The following is a 14,471-nucleotide window of genomic DNA, read 5'->3' on the forward strand; positions in this document are numbered from 1 at the left end:
GCGAAGGGTTGCGCAATGGGCATTCTCACTCGCCTGCGGAACGCATTCAGCCGCTCCCGCAAGGGACGCCCCACCGAGGCAGAGGATGCACACCGCCTGCCGACCCAACCGGAAACCACGCCCCCCACCACCGACCCCACCGTCCCCGAACCCCGCCGCTCCTCCCCCGAGGAACACGACCTGGTAACGGCCGCCTTCGACAAGGTAAAGGTCCCCCACCCATCGGAACCGACGGAGCCCGAGCCCGAGGCACAGGCCGAACCCGAGCCTGCCGCACAGCCCGATCCGGAAGCTGAGACGCAGAAGGCCGTCGCGGCTGCCGCGCAGCCCGAGCCCCAGACTGCCGCGCAGCCCGAGCCCGAGCCCGAGGCCGACGCGCAGCCCGAGGCCGACGCGCAGCCCGAGCCGGAAGCTGAGGCGCAGACCGAGCCCGAGGCTGCCGCGCAGCCCGAGCCCGAGCCTGAGGCGCAGGTCGAGCCCGAGACCGACGCGCAGCCCGAGCCCGAGGCCGACGCCCAGGTCGAGCCGGAAGCTGAGGCGCAGGTCGAGCCGGAAGCCGGGGCGCAGGAGGTCGTCGCGGCGGCATCGGTGGCGACGGAGGAGCCCACCGCACCGACCGACGAGACGACCGCACCAGCCGACGAGCCCACCGCCCCGCCAGCCGCCGACGGCGAGGACGCCCCACAGGGGCCACCCGCACCCGACGACGAAAGCAGCACGGGTGGTGCGGGTGGGAACCCGGACGCCGAAGGCGAAGCCGAGGCGGACACAGCCCACGCCGAAGCGCCGCAGGCAACCCGCGAAGCCGAGGCGAACGCTCACGCCGAAGCGCCGCAGGCCAACGCGACGTCGGCCACGAAGACCCCCGCCACCCCCCTCGCCAAGGTCAAGTCCCGCACCCCCGCCCTCGCCACCGCCTACAAGGCCGCCACAGCCACGCTGAAGAAGACCGACCTCACCGGCACCCGAGCGAAGCTCTACCTCGTGCTCGACCGCTCCGCGAGCATGCGGCCGTACTACAAGGACGGCTCCGCCCAGGCCCTCGCCGACCAGACCCTCGCCCTCGCCGCCCACCTGGACCCCGAGGCCACGGTCCACACCGTCTTCTTCTCCACGGAGATCGACGGCACCACCGACCTCACCCTCACCCCGGACCACGAGACGAAGATCGACGACGTCCACGCCGGCCTCGGCCGCATGGGCCGTACCAGCTACCACGCCGCCGTAGAGGCCGTACTCGCCCACTACGACCGGTACGAGAAGGACACCACCCCCCGCACCCCCGCCCTCGTCGTCTTCCAGACCGACGGCGCCCCGGACGCGAAGACCCCCGCCACCCAGGCCCTCACCGACGCGGCGCGGTCACACCCCACCGTCTTCTTCTCCTTCGTCGCCTTCGGAGAGCACGACAACAAGGCCTTCGACTACCTCCGCAAGCTGAAGACCGGCAACACGTCCTTCTTCCACGCGGGCCCCACCCCCCGCGAGCTGACGGACACCGAGCTGTACGAAGGCGTACTCGCCGCCTGGCGCCCGTAACGCTCGGTCACCGCGAGCAACGCCTCCGGCCGCCCCTTCCCACGCTGTAAAACGGGAAGCGGGCGGCCCACCCGTGTCGGCTACGATTTCAAGGTTCGAAACCGCAGAAAAGCAGCGACCTGGGAGCAGCCACGATGGCTCGACACCTCATCACCAGCGCCCTTCCGTACATCAACGGGATCAAGCACCTGGGCAACATGGTGGGGTCCATGCTCCCGGCGGACGTGTACGCCCGGTACCTCCGCCAGCGCGGCCACGACGTCCTGTACATCTGCGCCACCGACGAGCACGGCACCCCGGCCGAGCTCGCCGCGAAGGAGCAGGGCCTGCCGGTCGCCGAGTTCTGCGCCCAGGCGCACGACGCGCAGAAGGCGGTCTACGACGGCTTCCACCTCGCCTTCGACTACTTCGGCCGCAGCTCCTCCCCGGAGAACCGGGACATCACCCAGCACTTCGCCCGCAAGCTGCACGAGAACGGCTTCATCGAGGAGCGGGCGATCCGCCAGGTCTACAGCCCCGCCGACGGCCGCTTCCTGCCCGACCGCTACGTCGAGGGCACCTGCCCGCACTGCGGCTACGACAAGGCCCGCGGCGACCAGTGCGAGAACTGCACCCGCGTGCTGGACCCGACCGACCTGATCAACCCGCGCTCGGCGATCTCCGGCTCCACGGACCTGGAGGTCCGCGAGACCAAGCACCTCTTCCTGCTGCAGTCGAAGCTGGAGAACGAGGTCCGCGAGTGGGTGGCCCGGCACGACAAGGACTGGCCGCAGCTCGCCTCCTCCATCGCCCACAAGTGGCTGACCGAGGGCCTGCACGACCGTGCGATCACCCGCGACCTGGACTGGGGCGTCCCGGTCCCGGCCGACACCTGGCCGGAGCTGGCCGCCGAGGGCAAGGTCTTCTACGTCTGGTTCGACGCGCCGATCGAGTACATCGGCGCGACGAAGGAGTGGGCCGACCAGGACCCGGAGAACCGCGACTGGAAGTCCTGGTGGTACGACGCGGACGACACCGTGCGCTACACCGAGTTCATGGCCAAGGACAACGTCCCCTTCCACACGGTGATGTTCCCGGCCACCGAGCTGGGCGTGCGCGAGCCGTGGAAGAAGGTCGACTACGTCAAGGCCTTCAACTGGCTGACGTACTACGGCGGGAAGTTCTCCACCAGCCAGAAGCGCGGTGTCTTCACCGACCAGGCCCTGGACATCCTGCCCGCCGACTACTGGCGCTACTTCCTCATCGCCAACGCCCCGGAGTCGGACGACTCGTCCTTCACCTGGGAGCACTTCACCGCCACGGTCAACAAGGACCTCGCCGACACCCTCGGCAACTTCGTCAACCGCGTGCTGTCCTTCTCGAAGAAGCGCTTCGGCGAGGAGGTCCCCGCGGGCGGCACGCCGGGTGAGGCCGAGACGCGGCTCGGCGAGCAGATCGCCGGACTCCTCGCCGAGTACGAGGGCCACATGGAGTCCCTGCAGTTCCGCAAGGCCGCCGCGGCCCTGCGTGCCCTGTGGTCGGCGGGCAACTCCTACCTGGAGGAGAAGGCCCCCTGGCTGCAGATCAAGACCGACAAGGACGCCGCGGCCCTCACCCTGCGTACGGCGATGAACCTGATCCACCTGTACGCGGTGGTCTCCGAGCCGCTGCTCCCGGCCACGGCGAAGGCGATGCGCGAGGCGTTCTCCCTGGCCGACGACACCGCCACCTGGGTCACCGCCGACGAGGCGAAGTCCCTGGGCTCCGTCCCCTCCGGCACCGCCTTCACCGTCCCGCCGGTGCTGTTCGCCAAGCTGACCGACGAGGACCTGGCGGCGTACAAGGAGCGCTTCGGCGGCGAGGAGCAGTAGCCCCGCCGCACCCCGCTCTCCCCCACCGCCCGGCAAGTGGCCCGCACGGGCTGCGGCCGGGCGGTGTCTTACCTATCCTGATGACGGGTCGGACAGGTGGGGGACGATGACGGCAACGGGGGAGACGAGGCCCGAAGCGGCCTCGGTCCGCAGGGAGTTCGCGTTAGAGCGGTACCGCTACATCCTGCAGCAGATCAACGCGGTGAACGAGAACGCCCACCGCTTCCTCGCCCTCTACCAGACGCTCGCCACCGCACTCGCGACCGGCGCCGTCGCCCTCTTCGTGGGATACCGGAAGTGGGACATCCCTGCGGCCACCGCGCGCGGCGGTGTGCTCGGGCTGCTCACCCTGACCACGGTGGTCGCCGCCTTCACCTGCACCCTGATCGTCGTCGGTGTCCTGTCCTGGCTCGACTACCGCAACGAAGAGTGCGACATCACCGACGAGCTGATCGGCCCCGGCTTCCGCGAGCGTCCCCGCCCCGGCAACTTCGTGCGCTGGTACGAGACGTACGTGCTGCTCTTCATCCTCGTCTCGGTGATCGCGATGTGGCTGCTCGCCGGGCTCCTCCTCCTGCCGGCGATGAGGTGATCGGCCCGGTGCCCGAGCACGGCTACACCAGCACCGCCCTGTGGCGGAGCACCCTCGCCGCGAGAGACGACGGTGACGCCCACGCCGAGCAGCGCGAACAGCTGCGCACGTCGTACCTCGACCTGCGCCGGAACGCCGCGGTGCTCCTCGGGGAGAACGCCCGCAGCATGCCCGACTTCACGGTGCACGACATCAGCCATGTGGACGCCCTGTGGGAGACGGCCGATCTCGTGTGCGGACACGAGGTCACCCTCAATCCCGCCGAGGCGTACGTCCTCGGGTGCGCCTTCGTGCTGCACGACGCCGCGATGGGGGAGGCCGCGTACCGGACGAGCGTGCCGGACACCCTGGGCGAGGCCCGCTGGCACGATCTCGTGTCGATGGCCTACTACCACCGCGAGGGATGCTGGCCGGAGCGGCAGGAGCTGGACGACCCGCCCGCCGAGATCGCGGCGGAGTGCCGGGCGACCGCCATCCGCGAGACGCACGCGGAACAGGCCCGCCGGCTGGTCGACCAGGCCTGGCGGTCCAGCACGGGCCAGGACATGCACCTCATCGAGGACAGCCGGCTGCGCGACCTCTACGGCCCGCTGATCGGCGATCTCGCGGCCAGCCACTGGTGGTCGGTGGACCGGCTCGCCGAGGAGTTCCGCCACCGCGGCGGACCGCTTCCCGGGCAGCCGAGCGAGTGGACCCTCGACAAGCTCAAGCTGGCCTGCGTCCTGCGGCTCGCCGACGCCACCCAGATCGACGCCCGGCGCGCTCCGGAGTTCCTGTTCTCGCTGCGCGATCCGCAGGGCGGCTCCCGTGCGCACTGGCGTTTCCAGGTGCACGTCAGCCGGCCGGTGCTGGACGGCGACCGGGTCAGGTACTCCTCGAACCGGCCGTTCCTCCCCGAGGACGCCGGTGCCTGGTGGCTGGCCCTCGACCACCTGCGCGCCGTCGACCGCGAGCTGAAGGCCGTCGACGCGCTCCTGCACGACCACGGGCAGCACCGGCTCGCGGCCCGCGCGGTCGCCGGGGTCGACGCGCCGGAGCGGTTCGCCCAGCACTTCCGCGTGCAGGGGTGGCGCCCCATCGACGCGACGGTCAAGGTCTCCGACGTCCCCGCCCTGGTCAAGAGCCTGGGGGGAGAGCAGCTGTACGGCGACCAGCCCGAGGTCGCGGTGCGCGAACTGATCCAGAACGCCCAGGACGCCGTGCTGGCCCGCCAGGCCCTGCAACCCGGCTTCACCGACGGGCGCATCGAGGTCCGGCTGACCCGGACCGACGGCCCCTGGCGCCTGGAGGTCCGCGACAACGGCCTCGGCATGGACGAGGAGACCCTCATCCACGGCCTGCTCGACTTCGGCAACAGCGGCTGGAGTTCCGCCGCCGTCCGCAACCGGCTGCTCGGGCTCGCCGACGGCGGGTTCACGCCCAGCGGGCGGTTCGGCATCGGCTTCTTCTCCGTGTTCCTGCTCGGCGACGAGGTCGAGCTGATCACCCGCCGCTACGACGCCGGCACCCAGGACGCCCGCCGCCTCGTCTTCGACGGCGCGTCCAACCGCCCCTTGCTGACACCGCTGACCGGCCAGGGCTGGGTCCCGGAGGGCACGACGGTCCGCGTCACCCTGAAGAAGAGCCCCAACGACGTGCGGGGCCTTCTCTACTACACCGACGACGACCGTCTCGACCAGCTGGTGCGGCGACTGGTGCTGGAGAACGCCGTACCCATCCGCACCTGGGAGCCGGACGGGTCCGGCCCCGAGGTCCTCGCCCCCTTCTCCCTGGCCACGGGAGAGGCGGACGAGGTCTTCGACCGGCTGTATCCGCCGGTGACCCAGGGATGGCGCACTGGACAGGAGAAGCAACGCCTCCAGCTGCGCGACGACTTCGTGAGCCGGGCCACGGAACTCCTCGACGACCGGGGACGGCGTACCGGCCTGGCCACGCTCGGGAACGACCTGTACTACGCGGGGCGCGGCAACTACCAGGGGAAGGTCACGGTCAACGGGTTCCTGGCGGACGAGTCGATCTCCTTCGCCGGGTACCTCGCCGGTCAGCCCAGCCGGGCCTCGCGCGACCAGGCCGCGCTGGTCGCCACGCAGGACGGGATACGCGCGTGGATGCGCAGCCAGGAGCAACGACTCCGGAGCCTCGGGCAGTTCAGCGACCCGTTCCAGCTGGAACACGCCTACACCCTGTACGGCGCCTTCAACGGGATCTCGGACGACATCGCCTTCGCCCTCACGGGCCAGGGCCTGCTCCGTCCGGCCGACGCCGCCGGCTGGGTCGCCGGGCGCGACGAGGTCTTCCTGGCCTTCGGCCTTCCCCTGGCATGGCAGAGCCGGCCGCCGAAGGTCTACCACTACTTGTCGGGGCGGTCGGTGCGACTGCCCGAGGACTGGATCATCATCTGCAGCAGGGCCGCCACCGCGCCCCTGTCGGAGGTGTTCCCCCCGGTGGAGAACCGCGACGCCGACTACGAATTCGCACGCCACCACACCACACTGACGTGGCAGAAGGCGTGGTGGCGGATGTCGGGAGAGCTTGACGGGCTCTTCCTTCGCGCCGTGTGCGAGGCATGGTCGTGCACCCCTGAGTCCGTGCTCGCGCCCGTCGAGCGGCGCAACTGGTTCGACATCCGCCACCTGGACGACGAGAGCCTCGGCGGCGTCCCGGGCTACCTCCTACGCCGACCGGCCCGATGACCGGCGTACGGAGCTACTTCAGCACCCCGGCCCCCGCCGTGAGCGCCGGCGTCCAGTTCACCGTCGTCCTGATCTTCTCGGAGTTCGCGGCGTTGTAGGCGGCGACCAGGTCGGTCTTGAACACGATGGTCGCCGCCTGCTTCACAAGGAAGTTGCCGCCTCACGGGCAGAATCTCAGGCGGCGTGTCCGAGGACGAGCGCGCCGACGACGGGGGCGGCGTAGATCAGCGGGAAGGGGATGTGGGAGTACCAGCGGGCGCGGGCCACGGTGACGGCGGCCCCGAGGAAGTAGAGCACCAGCCCGGTCCCGGCCAGCACCCCGATCACCGGCACGAACAGCCCGACGACCAGCCCCACGGCCCCGGCGGCCTTGGCCAGGCCGAGCAAGGTCCACCACGACCGCGGCACCCCGTAGTCGGTGAGCCCCTTGACGATCCACTGGACCCGCAGCAGCAGCACGACGCCGGACAGACCGGCCATCAGCGCGGCGAGCAGGGTGACGACGATGTGGGCGGTGTGCATGAGGGGCTCCCGGAGGGACGCGATCGGAGTCGGACATCTCTTCGACGCCGCAGCGCGGGAGTATGTGACAAAACCCCGAAAGAATCTCCGAATGTCCCCGGGGAACCTTCGAGAACCTCCGAGGACCTCCGAGGACGATGAACGTTTCTTCGCCACTCGAAAGGCTGAACGCATCCGCATCACCGCCCAACCGGCCCTTCGGCGCCCATAAGTTGCGCGCATGGTCACATCCACCCACGAGGCCTCCCACCGGATCTTCCAGGACCGGCCGGAGATCCTCACCCCGGTCTTCGACCTCTTAGGAGTCCCGATGTCCGCGAAGGCATCGGTGGCGGTTCTCAGCGCCGACGTGACGGAGATCCAGCCCCTGGAGCGACGAGTGGACACGGTCCTGCGCGTCGAGCCGTCCGACGGGGACCACTTCCTCCTCGCCATCGAGACACAGCTGAAGCGCGACGAGCGCAAGGCGACGAGCTGGCCGTACTACGTGACGTACTTGCGGGAGAAGTTCTGCCTGCCGGTCCTGCTCCTCGTCACCTGCACGGACCGGCGCACCGCGCGCTGGGCGACCGGGCCGTTCACCTGCGAGGTCCGCGGCTGGACCACCCACCGCACCCATCCCCTGGTCCTGGGCCCGGACAACGTACCGAAGATCACCGACCAGCGCACGGCCGCCAGGAACCCCGCGATGGCGGTGTTCTCGGCCATCACACATGGCCGGGATCCGGAGGCCCCGGCCATACTGGAGGCCACGGCCGGCGCCCTGAAAGCAATGGGGGACAGCCAGGCCGCCGGGCACCTCGGCGGCCTGTTGGAGATCGGCCTGGGGGACACTCCGGCCCGCGAGACATGGAGAGAGCTGATGGGTTTCACCAACTTCTTCCCCGGCCGGGGCACCATGTTCGAGGAGGTCTACCTCGACGGCAAAGCCGAGGGCAAGGCCGAAGGCGAGGCCAGGGCCATCCTCCGCTTCCTGGAGGCGCGCGGCATCCCCGTCCCCGAGGAGGCCCATGAACGCATCGCCAGCTGCACCGACTTGGACCTCCTCGGCCGCTGGCTGGACCGGACGCCCCACGTACAGTGCGTCCACGACCTCTTCGCCGACGAGCCGGAGGACACCGAAACGGCGTCGGCCTGAGTGAACCGGGGGCGGGGCAGCCGTGCCGCACGCCCCTGGTCTGGCAGAGTACCGATGTCGTGAACATCCCCGAACCCCACCACCGGCTCCTCGCCGACGTCGTCACCGCGGGCGGCCCGTACGGGCTGGTGCTCGCCGGCGGATACGCCCTCCAGGCGCACGGGCTGCTGCAACGCCCGCACGCCAACCTGGACTTCGCCACGGAGAGCCCCGAGGGCATGGACCGGATCGCCGCCGCGCTCGGCACGGCCCTGGAGGCGCGGGGCCGGCAGGTGCAGACCGGTGCGGTCGCCGCGCTCACCGCGCAGCTGACGGTCACCGACCCGCCGACCGGTGGGAGTTGCGCCCTCGTGCTGCACAAGGAGGCCTTCTGGCAGCCGCCGGCGCTCACCGAGTACGGCCCGGCGCTCTCCCTGGAGGACGCCGTCGGCACGAAGATCCGGGCGCTGTACGACCGGGGCGCGGCCGTCGACCTGATCGACGCGCGGGCCGCCGCCGCCCGGTTCTCCCTGCCCGGCCTCGAGGAGCTGGGCCGCCGGCACGCCCACGACCCGTTCGATCTGCCGACCCTGCAGTCCCGGCTGACGGGTACGGACTTCTATTCCGACGTGGACTTCTTCCGGTACGGGCTGACGGAGGACCAGGTCATGGCCCTGCGCGCCTGGGCCCAGCGCTGGTCCGACGACATCGCCGAGCGCCTCCTGGAAGACGGCGCGTCCCCCGACATCGAGCCGGAGACGGACTCCGGTCCCGACGCGGGGGACTGACGGACGGCGCCGTACTACTTCGGCTGCGGCTTCCTGATGTTCAGGTGCAGCTCGCGCAGGCGGGCCTCCTCCAGCTCGGTGGGAGCGCCCATCATCAGGTCCTGGGCGTTGCCGTTGAGCGGGAAGGAGATCGTCTCGCGGATGTTGGGCTCGTCCGCGAGGAGCATGACGATGCGGTCGACGCCGGGGGCGATGCCGCCGTGCGGCGGGGCGCCGAAGCGGAACGCGCGGAGCATGCCCGCGAACTTCTCCTCGACGGTCTCGCGGTCGTAGCCCGCGATCTCGAAGGCCTTGAGCATGATCTCCGGCTCGTGGTTCCGGATCGCGCCGGAGGACAGCTCGACGCCGTTGCACACGATGTCGTACTGCCAGCCCAGGATGTCCAGCGGGTCCTGGGTCTGAAGGGCCTCCAGGCCGCCCTGCGGCATGGAGAAGGGGTTGTGCGAGAAGTCGATCGCGCCGGTCTCCTCGTCCTTCTCGTACATCGGGAAGTCGACGATCCAGCAGAAGCGGAAGACGCCTTCCTCGAAGTGGCCGGCGCGCTTGGCGGCCTCGACGCGGACCGCGCCCATGATCTTCGAGACCTCGTCGAACTCGCCCGCGCCGAAGAAGACCGCGTGGCCGGGGGCCAGCGACAGGCGCTTGGTCAGCTCGGCGACGTTGTCCTCGGTGAGGAACTTCGCGATCGGGCCGGACAGCGCGCCGTCCTCGCCGACCCGGACCCAGGCCAGGCCCTTGGCGCCGAGCGAGACCGCGAACTCGCCGAGCTGGTCGAAGAACTTGCGCGGCTGGTCCTGGACGGCCGGGACGGCCAGCGCGCGCACGTGCTTGCCGGCGAACGCCTTGAACTCCGAGCCTTCGAAGACATCGGTGATGTCGACCAGCTCCAGCTTGGCGCGCAGGTCCGGCTTGTCGGAGCCGTACTTCAGCATCGCCTCGCGGAACGGGATCCGCGGGAAGGGGGAGGTGACGTGGCGGCCGCCGCCGAACTCCTCGAAGAGCTCGGTCATCAGCTTCTCGATCGGCTGGAAGACGTCCTCCTGCTCGACGAAGCTCATCTCGACATCGAGCTGGTAGAACTCGCCCGGCGAGCGGTCGGCGCGGGCGTCCTCGTCACGGAAGCAGGGCGCGATCTGGAAGTAGCGGTCGAAGCCGGAGATCATCAGCAGCTGCTTGAACTGCTGCGGGGCCTGCGGCAGCGCGTAGAACTTGCCGGGGTGCAGACGCGAGGGGACCACGAAGTCGCGCGCGCCCTCGGGGGAGGTGGCGGACAGGATCGGCGTCGCCATCTCGTTGAAGCCCATCGCGGCCATCTTGTGCCGGATCGCCGAAATGACCTGGGTGCGCAGCATGATGTTGCGGTGCATGCGCTCGCGGCGCAGGTCCAGGAAGCGGTACTCCAGGCGCCGCTCCTCGTTGACTCCGTCCTCGGTGTTGATCGTGAACGGCAGCGGGGCGGCCGCGCCGAGCAGTTCGACCTCGCCGACCTCGACCTCGACCTCACCGGTGGGCAGGTCGGGGTTGATGTTCTCGGTTCCACGTGAAACAACGCGGCCGTCGACGCGGACGGTGGACTCCTTGGAGATCCTGTCCAGGGCCTCGTACGCCGGCGTGCCGGGACGGGCGACCAGCTGCGTGATGCCGTAGTGATCGCGCAGATCGATGAAGAGGATGCCGCCCAGGTCGCGCCGATTGTGCAGCCAGCCGCTCAGCCGGACGTCGGTGCCGACGTCAGAGGCGCGGAGCTGCCCGCAGGTGTGGGACCTGTACCGATGCATCGTCGCTCTTCCAGTCTTCGCGGATCGGGTGTCGCCAGGCGGGTACGGCCTAGGCCACCCCAAGGGTACCGGGCACCCCTGGCTCGGCTCCCCACCCTTTTCGCGCGCCCCGCGCTGGAGGATCCTCCGAGCCCACAGGGCCCGGGATCCTCTGTTCCTACGGTGGCAGCTATCGGTCAGATCTTCTTAAAGTGGGCGAATGCGTACAGGCGAGCCCCTCCCGTCGGTCGGGGATGTCCTCGCCGCCCTCGCGACCGGGCTGTGGCACTGGGACACGGCCGCCCGAGAAGTCACCGTGGACGCGGAGGCGGCGCGGCTGCTCGGGCTGCCCCCGGAGCCGGCCACCCTCACGGAGGTCCAGACCCGGGCCCGGCTGCACCCCGAGGACTGGAACGAGATCACCGGGGTGATCCCGCTGGCCGTCGACGAGGGCACGCTCGCCGAGGTGCGCATCCGGATCATGGACGAGCAGGGGAAAGTCCTGCGGGTCGTACGGAGCCGCTCCAAACCGTCCTTCGATCCCGAGCGGCGGGCGTACGAGCTGATCGGCACCCTGCAGGAGGTCACCGAGCCGGCCCCGGGCACCCGGGCCGCCCGCAGCGCGGTCACCGGCGACTGGCGGCGCTCGCGGGAGGCGTTCCTGCTGGACGCGGGCCGGGCGCTGGCCGAGGCACGGTCCACCGCCGAGGTGCTGCGGGTGGCCGGCGGCCTGTCGATGCCGGGCTTCTCCCCGGACGGGCTCGTGGTGTTCGGGGTGGAGGGCGACCGGCTGACGATCACCGGCCAGCACGGGCACCAGCCCGGCGACATGGGCCCCTTCTCCCACATGTCGCTGCACACGCACTACCCGGCGGCCGAGGTGGTCCGCACGGGCCGCGCGGTGTACCTGTCCTCCCCCGCGGAGTACAAGGCCCGCTACCCGGCGACCTGGCCGCTCGCCCGGCGCTTCGGCCGGCGCTCCTGGGCCTTCCTGCCGCTGACGGCGGCCGGCCGCACGATGGGCGCCTGGATGGCGGCCTTCGCCTATCCGGTGGCGTTCACGCCCGACGAGCGCGCCGTGCTGACGACGGTGGCCCGGATGCTCGCCCAGGCGCTGTCCCGGGCCGGGGCCGAGGAGTCCGAGCGGGAGCTGACCGAGGGCCTGCAGCGCTCCATGCTGCCCTCGCTGGGCCCGGAGATCCCCGGCATGCAGGTGGCCGCCCGGTACATCCCGACCGGCGGCGGGCTCCAGGTCGGCGGCGACTGGTACGACATGATCCCGCTGCCCTCCGGCCGCTTCGCGCTGGCCATGGGCGACGTCCAGGGCCATGACGTACGGGCCGCGGGCCTCATGGGCCAGCTGCGCATCGCCCTGCGCGCCTACGCCGCCGAGGGCCACCGCCCGGACGCCGTGCTCACCCGCGCCTCCCGGTTCCTGCACGGCATCACCCACGACGACCAGATGACCGACGTCCGCTTCGCGACCTGCGTGTACGTGGAGGCCGACCCGGCGACCGGGATGCTGGAGATCGCCCGCGCCGGGCACCCCGATCCGGCGATCCGGATGGCGGACGGCACGGTCATGATGCGGCCGACGGCGGGCGGACTGCCGCTGGGCGTGGAACCGGACCCGGACTATCCGACGACCCGGTTCACCCTGGAACCCGGCGAGACGCTGATGCTCTGCACCGACGGCCTGCTCGAGACCGGCGGACACGACCTGGACAGCGGCTGGCGCCGGCTGCGCGCGATCCTGGAGGCGCATCCGGGTGGCGAGGGGGCCGGCAGCGGGGCCGATGACGGAGCCGGTGGCGGGGGCGATCTGGAGTCGCTGGCCGACGCCCTGGTGCAGGGCGTGCACGGGCCGTCCTCCCACCACACCACCGGTCCCCTGGCGGACCGCCGCGAGGACGACATCGCGCTGGTGCTGCTGTGCCGGCTGCTGGAGGGCGCCGCGCGGCCCGCCGTACGGCGCACCCTGCTGTCGGTGGCGCAGGACGAGCCGGACCGGATCGCCGAGGCCCGCCGGCACGTGCGCGAGCTGCTGCACGACTGGGCCTCGGCCGAGCAGGTCGACTCGGCGGTGCTGCTGGTCTCCGAGATGGTCACCAACGTCCTCGTCCACACCGACACCGACGCGCTGCTGCTCGCCGAGGTGACCGGGGAGACGGGCACGCGTGGCCTGCGGGTGCAGGTCACCGACGCGGGCGACGACCTCCCGCACAAGCGCCGCCCCGGCGAACTTGCCTCCTCCGGCCGCGGCCTGATGCTGGTCGAACTCCTCGCGGACGCCTGGGGGGTGGACCCGCGGGGCGAGGGCAAGAGCATCTGGTTCGAGCTCTATGAGTCGGGGGGTGCGGCCGGGGGCGTGTCCGGGGATGCGCCGGGGGGTGTGTCACCGGAGCCGGACGAGCCGGACGAGCCGGAGCCGGACGTTTCGGAGGGCGCCGCGTAACGGGTCCGCAGTTCCTGTACGACCCCGAAGGCGGCCGCGGTCAGCGGGACCGCGAGCAGCATCCCGAGGATGCCCGCCACGGACGCCCCGGCGGTGATGGCGAGCATCACCACGGCCGGGTGCATCTGCATGGTCCGGCTCTGGATCACCGGCTGCAGCACATGTCCCTCCAGCACCTGCACGGCGACGACGACTCCGACCACCCACAGCGCGATGACGAAGCCGCGGTCGGCGAGGGCGACCAGGACGGCCACCGCGCCGGAGAGGAAGGCACCGAGGTAGGGGATGTAGGCGCCGACGAAGACGAGCGCGCCGAGCCCGACCGCGCCGGGCACCTGGAGGATCAGCAGACCGACGGTGATGCACACGGCGTCGATGAGCGCGATGAGCGTCGTCCCGCGCATGAACCCCTCGACCGCCTGGAAGGCGCGCCGGGCGACGGCCTCCAGGATGTCGGCGGTGCCGCCGGGCGCGACGGCCCGCAGGACCTCCACGGCCCGGTGGGAGTCGCGCAGGAAGAAGAAGACGAGCAGCAGGGCGAGCACGGCCATCGCGAGGGACTCGCCGACGACGCTGACCCCGCTGATGACGTTGGACGCGGCCGTGCCCCCGAACCTGCTCAGCAGCTTGCGCGCGTTCGTGGCGAGGTCGTCGAGGCCCGTGCCCGCGGCTCCGAAGTGCTGGGCGACACTTTTGGCGGCGTCCCGTAGCGAGGCGATGATCTGGTCACCGGTGTCGATGAGCGCGGCGACGACGATGTACACGGCACCGCCGACGACGGCCACGACGGCGACACAGGTGAGCCCGGCCGCCACCGACGCCTGCACCCCGGCCCGCACGAGCCGCCGGTACAGCGGTCCGAGCAGGGCGGTGCCGAGCAGCGCGAGCAGCACTGGTGTGACGGCGGTACGGAACTCCCCGCACAGCCGCACCCCGACCCACCCGATCCCGGCGACCAGCAGCAGCACGGCGCACCAGGCGGCAAGGCGTCGAACGGGGTCGGGCAACAACTGCACGCGTCCAGCGGATCATGCGCACCGCCGGGTGTCCTGCCGCACGGGCCCGGGCGGGTGAGGCGCGCACCGCGTCCCGGGTGGGCCTGACCGCCCTGGCCGGCGGGGGTGTTCACCCCGTGTGTGCGTTCGAGATGCAGTGCGT

Annotated in this window: 11 protein-coding genes; 7 read left to right on the forward strand and 4 right to left on the reverse strand. The window is 71.1% G+C overall.

The genetic code is table 11. From position 1 onward, the window contains the following. The first annotated feature begins 15 nt into the window (after nucleotides 1-15). From ABB07_RS18840 to ABB07_RS18855, 4 genes are all read left to right on the forward strand, one after another. Complete coding sequence (locus tag ABB07_RS18840) at nucleotides 16-1,539, forward strand: VWA domain-containing protein (RefSeq protein WP_208899804.1); 1,524 nt, start codon at nucleotides 16-18, stop codon at nucleotides 1,537-1,539. 134 nt (nucleotides 1,540-1,673) lie between these two features. After that, a complete protein-coding gene (metG, locus tag ABB07_RS18845) occupies nucleotides 1,674-3,389 on the forward strand; it encodes a methionine--tRNA ligase (protein ID WP_208899805.1) in 1,716 nt (571 codons plus the stop codon). A gap of 106 nt (nucleotides 3,390-3,495) precedes the next feature. Continuing rightward, nucleotides 3,496-3,981: a hypothetical protein gene (locus ABB07_RS18850; protein ID WP_208899806.1), complete on the forward strand. Its 486-nt coding sequence runs from the start codon at nucleotides 3,496-3,498 to the stop codon at nucleotides 3,979-3,981. 8 nt (nucleotides 3,982-3,989) lie between these two features. Beyond that, a complete protein-coding gene (locus ABB07_RS18855; protein WP_208899807.1) occupies nucleotides 3,990-6,674 on the forward strand; it encodes an HD domain-containing protein in 2,685 nt (894 codons plus the stop codon). A gap of 13 nt (nucleotides 6,675-6,687) precedes the next feature. On the opposite strand, the gene ABB07_RS41535 is transcribed toward ABB07_RS18855, so the two are convergent. Next, complete coding sequence (locus tag ABB07_RS41535) at nucleotides 6,688-6,819, reverse strand: hypothetical protein (protein ID WP_279617436.1); 132 nt, start codon at nucleotides 6,817-6,819, stop codon at nucleotides 6,688-6,690. 29 nt (nucleotides 6,820-6,848) lie between these two features. Then, nucleotides 6,849-7,196 (reverse strand): DoxX family protein, encoded by a 348-nt coding sequence (locus ABB07_RS18860; protein WP_208899808.1) that lies wholly within the window; start codon nucleotides 7,194-7,196, stop codon nucleotides 6,849-6,851. Nucleotides 7,197-7,416: 220 nt separating this feature from the next. On the opposite strand from ABB07_RS18860, the gene ABB07_RS18865 reads away from it, so the two are divergent. Then, nucleotides 7,417-8,334 carry a hypothetical protein gene (locus ABB07_RS18865; RefSeq protein ID WP_208899809.1) on the forward strand — a complete coding sequence of 306 codons (918 nt, stop codon included), beginning with the start codon at nucleotides 7,417-7,419 and terminating at the stop codon, nucleotides 8,332-8,334. 59 nt (nucleotides 8,335-8,393) lie between these two features. Beyond that, a complete protein-coding gene (locus tag ABB07_RS18870) occupies nucleotides 8,394-9,101 on the forward strand; it encodes a nucleotidyl transferase AbiEii/AbiGii toxin family protein (protein ID WP_208899810.1) in 708 nt (235 codons plus the stop codon). A gap of 14 nt (nucleotides 9,102-9,115) precedes the next feature. On the opposite strand, the gene aspS is transcribed toward ABB07_RS18870, so the two are convergent. Continuing rightward, nucleotides 9,116-10,879 carry an aspartate--tRNA ligase gene (gene aspS / locus ABB07_RS18875; protein ID WP_208899811.1) on the reverse strand — a complete coding sequence of 588 codons (1,764 nt, stop codon included), beginning with the start codon at nucleotides 10,877-10,879 and terminating at the stop codon, nucleotides 9,116-9,118. 199 nt (nucleotides 10,880-11,078) lie between these two features. Here aspS and ABB07_RS18880 point away from each other — a divergent pair, with 199 nt between their 5' ends. Then, the gene (locus tag ABB07_RS18880) at nucleotides 11,079-13,313 is read left to right on the forward strand and encodes a SpoIIE family protein phosphatase (protein ID WP_208899812.1); all 2,235 of its coding nucleotides are present in this window, start codon (nucleotides 11,079-11,081) and stop codon (nucleotides 13,311-13,313) included. On the opposite strand, the gene ABB07_RS18885 is transcribed toward ABB07_RS18880, so the two are convergent. Then, nucleotides 13,199-14,329, reverse strand: a complete 1,131-nt coding sequence (locus ABB07_RS18885) for an AI-2E family transporter (protein ID WP_208899813.1) — start codon at nucleotides 14,327-14,329, stop codon at nucleotides 13,199-13,201. The genes ABB07_RS18880 and ABB07_RS18885 overlap by 115 nt on opposite strands. Between the last annotated feature and the right edge of the window lie 142 nt (nucleotides 14,330-14,471).

The sequence above is a fragment of the Streptomyces incarnatus genome, assembly GCF_001027185.1.
GTDB classification, from domain to species: domain Bacteria; phylum Actinomycetota; class Actinomycetes; order Streptomycetales; family Streptomycetaceae; genus Streptomyces; species Streptomyces puniciscabiei.

What these genes read in the sequence shown, in the direction of transcription:
- ABB07_RS18865 (WP_208899809.1), top strand. Translation starts at nt 7,417, where the DNA reads ATGGTCACATCCACCCACGAGGCCTCCCACCGGATCTTCCAGGACCGG.
- ABB07_RS18840 (WP_208899804.1), top strand. Translation starts at nt 16, where the DNA reads ATGGGCATTCTCACTCGCCTGCGGAACGCATTCAGCCGCTCCCGCAAG.
- ABB07_RS18850 (WP_208899806.1), top strand. Translation starts at nt 3,496, where the DNA reads ATGACGGCAACGGGGGAGACGAGGCCCGAAGCGGCCTCGGTCCGCAGG.
- ABB07_RS18880 (WP_208899812.1), top strand. Translation starts at nt 11,079, where the DNA reads ATGCGTACAGGCGAGCCCCTCCCGTCGGTCGGGGATGTCCTCGCCGCC.
- ABB07_RS18860 (WP_208899808.1), bottom strand. Translation starts at nt 7,196, where the DNA reads ATGCACACCGCCCACATCGTCGTCACCCTGCTCGCCGCGCTGATGGCC.
- aspS (WP_208899811.1), bottom strand. Translation starts at nt 10,879, where the DNA reads ATGCATCGGTACAGGTCCCACACCTGCGGGCAGCTCCGCGCCTCTGAC.
- metG (WP_208899805.1), top strand. Translation starts at nt 1,674, where the DNA reads ATGGCTCGACACCTCATCACCAGCGCCCTTCCGTACATCAACGGGATC.